Here is a 5,503-nt window from a genome sequence, read left to right as displayed (position 1 = left end):
CAATAGTGCTATCTGAATTACTTTCTAATTTTTTTAGTATTGATTCTGACTGTTTGACTAAAAATGAAGTTCTCTGGTCTAGCTTCCAAAAAACAATAGATACTAAAACAACGAATATACTTAAAAATGTACCAATGTATAAAAGATCATTAGACGCTTGTAAAGTTGCTCCAATACCTGCACCCAAACCCGCTATAATAAATAAAAAGTAATTAAATAAAATCGTTCTTTGGCTAGAGTGCAATTCAAAATATTTCCATGCATGCTCAAAGGCTTGCTCAGAGCTTATTCCGTTGGTCATAGACATCCCTACTTTGTAGTTCGTGATTTAATCACAGAACAGATTTGTCATCTCTCTACAGAGACATTTGACTCTAAGCTACGTCCCTTAGACTCACTTAACGTATATACCAATCTAAATAGCTCAGCTTGATATTTAGCATCGGCTAAAGCATCGTGATTGCCTTCTAAACTAGGGGCAACCATTCTATCAATAGAGCTCGACTTAGTATCATACCAACTACAACCAGTAGCTCCCATAAAAACTGCTTTTATATCTATAGCGCTTATGCCAAAAGGGTTATGCTCGATATACTTTAAAAAGTAATAGTTAATAAATGACCAATCGAATGGCGCATTTAAACCAACAAACACAGGTCTATAATTTTTAGGAACGTTGCTATTGATCCAGGTACTAAACTTCTTCATAGCTTCAATAGGAGTGAAACCCTCTTTTTCAGTTTGTTCTAATGTCAAACCTGTTACTTCTAATGCCTCAGGAATGAACATTTCACTTATCGGCTTAAGCATAATAGAGAAATTAATTTCAGGTTCGTAAACAAGACACGCTCCGATAGTCATCATACTGTGCTCACTGACAATCGGCCCTGCTGTTTCAATATCAACTGAAATAAATACTTCTGGTTTCTTTGTCATCTTAAGCCCTTATTATATTTTAAATATTAACCAGCCATGACCGGAGAAGGTTGCATACTTGCGGCAACGTCAAATAAATGATTCATAGTCAACGGTGAATCTGGAAACGCCGAAGCTACAGCGGTTGGATATAGACGAGTACGTACATCGGAATACGACCAACCAGGACTACTATTTGTAGGCATAGTTAGCTCGACTAATTTTTCTATGTCATGCTCTTCTACGTCTAAATCCGATAAATCTTGAACAAACAAATCATATAGTTCTTGTCTAGAAGGGCGCGTAAACTCCTCTACTATCAAAGCACGTCTACGTAACGCTGCATCAAGTGAATCCAATCGGTTAGTACATAAAACCACCAATATTCTACCTCCATGTTTTCTTAGGTCATCAATGGATTGAATCATGGTATTAACACCAACTTTATCTTCATGATGACTTTGCTGCTGACTTCTAGAAGCGCCCAAGGAATCACCTTCATCAATAATTAGAAAAGCACGTCCATCACCTGTACCAATAGACCTTGTAATCTCATCAAAAGCTTGAGAAATTAAAGTTCCCATTTCTCCCACCCTGCCCGAACCACGTACTTTATTACTTAATTTAAATAGTATAGCGTCTTCGATTTTAGCATCGCGAGCCAGTTTATTGGCAATCGCCTCGGCATTGGCTGTTTTACCAGTACCTACATCTCCATAGAAAATAGCTAGAGGATATTGGTCAGACAGCAACTCTAATATAGCCAATTTTTTCTTATGATGAATATCACTCCATGCTTCAAGTTCCTCAGGCTGAAGAAGCATTTGCAACTGCTTTTTAATACGTTGGTAACGACTTTCAAATCCCAAAAGCTTGCCAGCTTTTTTATCTAAGTCTCTTGTTGGTAGATCAGTTATTTGTTCAAAAACAGTTGAATCACTCATGAATAATCATTCCTATTTGCGCCAAATCCATTGCTACTATAGCCACGACTGCCCGACGAAGATAAGCTACTATGACTTGTATCATCATATGAAGGGCTCCATTTTATTTTTAAGGGTAGTTTTTTAGCTTGATCTCTTTGCGCTCGATACTTATCAGTATAAGATAAGATAACTCTAAGTCTTCCACTAGGAGTATAAGGCCACATTACCCCGCCAGGTCTAGCTGAACCTGAAGCATTTTCAGTAATAAACAAATAGGTAAGGGCTTTAACTTCATTTTCTGAAGCGGATATTAGAGTCAAATCAACCTTAGCTAAGTAATCACTTTTAGCCAATAGCTCGATATCATGGGCGTATTCTCTAGCCTTATTTTCTGAAACTGCTTCTGTACTACTAGCTATCATTACTAAATCAGCTTCGATACTTCTTACAACTTTTGCAACATCAGCTATCGTATAAGAACTGGTTACAGTGCTTGAATTAGATACACTCATTTTAACCCTCTACTTTAAAGGTATTACCGAATAATTCTTTCCATAATTTTAAATCTCCTGTTGTGGAAGCATAGTTTGCTAACTCCCAAGCTTCTTCAGCTTTTTCAACAATCTCTTTTCTTTCAGAATCAGTTATCCGTGATGCTACGTTATTTTGATGGTTAGCAGGGTCAACGATTACTACAGGATCATAGAAAGATATCTGCGTTTCCGAACTATTTTCCTTAAAATCAATACGTTCCTGTAAGTTACTCTGAGCAATATATAATAAGAAGGCTCGAAAACGTTCCTCTATGTTTACAGTTGGTCCTTTATTATCTTGTATAGATGCTAATATTAATTCGATATGGAAAGACTTTAGCCCTTTTGGTTTAGCCCTATTCTTCCAACGTTTAGCCATACGTACCAATGTTCGGTAATGCTTATCTTCATCCTTTCTATTTTGTACAAATTTTATATGACATGGTGCGCAGGTAAGACTTTTACCTCCTGTATTTAGGTCATATTGCCATCCATAATCCAAATTATTACTATCTTGAATAACAGGCACAACATCAACGTCAAGACCACTACCAACAAAAGATATGGAAGTAGCTCTTGTCTGAATTTCGAAGTCTTCTACTGATTTAGTCGGATAAATTTTTATTAAAAGCTCTTGAATGAGCTCAATCAATTCCTTAAATGAGTCACTATTGTGGTTCTCATCATCAATATAGAAAACTAGATCAACGTCAATCTGATCCTCATTAGTTTTCTTTAATATTGTATATTTGGCAAAAGAACCCGCTTTTACTACTCTTACAATTCTAAGTTCAGATTGATTTTTAATCTCTCTACGTAGATTTTTTATCAAATTATCAACTTGTTCATGATATTTTTTTCTTCTATCTTCTTCTAAGCGAAGGATATTACTATCGTAGTACTGAAGCTCTTTATTCAATAATGGCATTTTACTTCCTATTAAATTTATTATTTAAACGTTTAAACTTAAACCGTGTTTTATAAAATCTTTAGCAACAATGGCTGCGGCTGTAGCTGCTATATTATGATAATCATCATTTTTATTATCGTTACCATTATCGCTTATGCCACGAATCATTAAAACAGGCGTGTCATTTTGTTCGCAAGCAGTAAATACTCCTTCTCCTTCCATTTCTACTACAGCTACTCTTCCATGTATTTTTTTTAGTTCATTAAACTTTTCTTCATCTCTAAAAAGCTTATTACCACTAGCTATAGTAGCTAGCTTGGGGGTTATAGTTTGGGATTTAGCATCTTGATTATTTATTTTAATATTATGAAACTCTCTTGCATAAGTTAACCTCTCACTTAACTGGTCATTACTACCTATGTATGCATTGATATCTTGTCTGATACTTGTTCTCAAGTTATAGTGTTTTGGTCGAGGCTCTACTTGATTATCTGCAATTAAAGCGGCACCTTCGTATCCTATTATTAATTCAGCAAAAACAACATCTCCAAGTTCAAACTTACCAAGCATTCCCCCAGCAATCCCAAGCATAATTATATTTTTAGGTTGTAACGCCTTTATTAGTGTAGATGTAACTGATGCTGCATTAGGAATGCCTGCCTCACCTAAAATGGCCACAGCACACTTTATTTCTGATGCATCGGCACAAATTATTTTGGTATCCCACACATTTAAATTATTATTCACTTTATTAGCTGCGGTGCTGTCGTCAATATCTAACACTCTCTTTATAGCGGCGAGCTCGACACCAATAGCAGTGATAATCAGCACATCGGGCGGTAAGCTTTCAATCTGGGCTATTTTTTCATTGTAAAATATATCAATAATTCTTTGTGCAATACTTGAATAAGACTGAACACAGTACTCTAAGGATAAAGAATCTAAAAATTGTAAAACCTCAGCACCAGTATGAGGTAAGTATTTTTCAGGATTTTCTTGGAACTCTTCAAGCACATCAAGTGCGCCATTGCCATCATCACTAAGTCCACCAATTTCTAAATCAAGCGCTATGACAGGCAGTGAGCTATCTGACATCTTTGTAGCTCTTCCAAATACGCCTTTACCACCTCCTAGACACACCATTTCAGTGCAAATATGAACCTGTTCATCAACAATGGCTCCTCCAGTTAATTTTTTTCTTTCTATATGAACTCTGGATGCTAGCCCCCTGTTAACCATACTACTAAGTAACCTTCGTTGCTCAGCCGTCGCTTTCTCTTTTAATACCTTATCAGAAGCCACTACTTTTAATCGTACTTTCTCACTTGCATCTGGCAATAATCTGTCGATTATACTTACTATACTCCAATCAAATAGAAGAGGTTTATTATTAATATTTAGACATTCACCCGATAAATAAACAACAAACCCTCCTCCAAACTCAATAACATTTTCTACAAAATTTTCTACAAAATTATGAGCTAACTCAATCTTAGCGTTATCAGTTTTAGACGATATACTACCTGCCAATAGAATATAACTATCCTCAAGCTTGTTAGAACCCACCATTCATCTCCCCTACACACTGAATTGTTTCTAATCCTTACTTAATAGGGGGTTTTTTGTTATTTACAATGGGCTTTTGAAAATATCTTAGGTTAATATTTTATGTGTAATACCAAATAATATAATAAGATACCTAAATTGATGCTCTAAACATCAAAGGCTTTCTGATTCTATTGTTCAATATGCTGGATGCTGATATTCATATACTAATATAACGGAGAACTTAAAAACGATTAGCTTCACTTTATGTTGCTCAATTCAAACTCGTTGAGATATAGGCGATCCGCTGTAAAATGAACACAGAGCTACTGGTATTAAGTTTGCGCAGCCTCTGTCTGCGTAGGCACAGCAAGCAAGGAAAATGAATACCAGTAGCGCATTATAATACTTGTACTTATTTTATTTAGGACTGACTATAGTTAAAAAGCGAAGAACTGTGATCGATTAATATCAATGAGATTGGTAGAACCTTATCCGAGAGCGACGGCAAAATTATAAGCTACCCAATTGAGTTTGATGATGATAATCATTATGTAATAATTCTGGCATGATGTGTCCTCATTGTCCCCTTTGGAATTATTATTTAGGGGTGACAACTATCCTGCCATAGGGGGCTATATTACTTCTCTCTAAAATACTATTAGCTTCTAGAC

5 protein-coding genes and 1 pseudogene are annotated in these 5,503 nt (G+C 35.7%); all 6 read right to left on the bottom strand.

The features are described from left to right. Positions 1-301: pseudogene (locus tag QL982_RS13905) on the bottom strand (hypothetical protein); the annotation flags it as partial. A 47-nt stretch (positions 302-348) separates the two neighbouring features. Continuing rightward, a complete protein-coding gene (locus tag QL982_RS13900) occupies positions 349-936 on the bottom strand; it encodes a 3'-5' exonuclease (RefSeq protein ID WP_201540361.1) in 588 nt (195 codons plus the stop codon). A gap of 26 nt (positions 937-962) precedes the next feature. Then, positions 963-1,859: an ATP-binding protein gene (locus QL982_RS13895; protein WP_201540360.1), complete on the bottom strand. Its 897-nt coding sequence runs from the start codon at positions 1,857-1,859 to the stop codon at positions 963-965. Then, positions 1,856-2,353, bottom strand: coding sequence for a hypothetical protein (locus tag QL982_RS13890; protein WP_201540359.1), 498 nt, complete (start codon positions 2,351-2,353; stop codon positions 1,856-1,858). The genes QL982_RS13895 and QL982_RS13890 overlap by 4 nt, the downstream gene beginning before the upstream one ends. 1 nt (position 2,354) lies before the next feature. Further along, positions 2,355-3,302 (bottom strand): CBASS oligonucleotide cyclase, encoded by a 948-nt coding sequence (locus tag QL982_RS13885; protein WP_201540358.1) that lies wholly within the window; start codon positions 3,300-3,302, stop codon positions 2,355-2,357. Positions 3,303-3,326: 24 nt separating this feature from the next. Beyond that, positions 3,327-4,853 carry a phosphorylase gene (locus QL982_RS13880; RefSeq protein WP_201540357.1) on the bottom strand — a complete coding sequence of 509 codons (1,527 nt, stop codon included), beginning with the start codon at positions 4,851-4,853 and terminating at the stop codon, positions 3,327-3,329. Between the last annotated feature and the right edge of the window lie 650 nt (positions 4,854-5,503).

The organism is Psychrobacter sp. 5A.1, assembly GCF_030407455.1.
Classification (GTDB): domain Bacteria; phylum Pseudomonadota; class Gammaproteobacteria; order Pseudomonadales; family Moraxellaceae; genus Psychrobacter.
The sequence above is the reverse complement of the archived record's forward strand: the minus strand, read 5'-3'. Positions and strand labels throughout refer to the sequence as shown.

Bases quoted from the DNA above. Each gene is read 5' to 3' on its own strand.
- QL982_RS13900 (WP_201540361.1), bottom strand. From the start codon at position 936: ATGACAAAGAAACCAGAAGTATTTATTTCAGTTGATATTGAAACAGCA.
- QL982_RS13895 (WP_201540360.1), bottom strand. From the start codon at position 1,859: ATGAGTGATTCAACTGTTTTTGAACAAATAACTGATCTACCAACAAGA.
- QL982_RS13890 (WP_201540359.1), bottom strand. From the start codon at position 2,353: ATGAGTGTATCTAATTCAAGCACTGTAACCAGTTCTTATACGATAGCT.
- QL982_RS13885 (WP_201540358.1), bottom strand. From the start codon at position 3,302: ATGCCATTATTGAATAAAGAGCTTCAGTACTACGATAGTAATATCCTT.
- QL982_RS13880 (WP_201540357.1), bottom strand. From the start codon at position 4,853: ATGGTGGGTTCTAACAAGCTTGAGGATAGTTATATTCTATTGGCAGGT.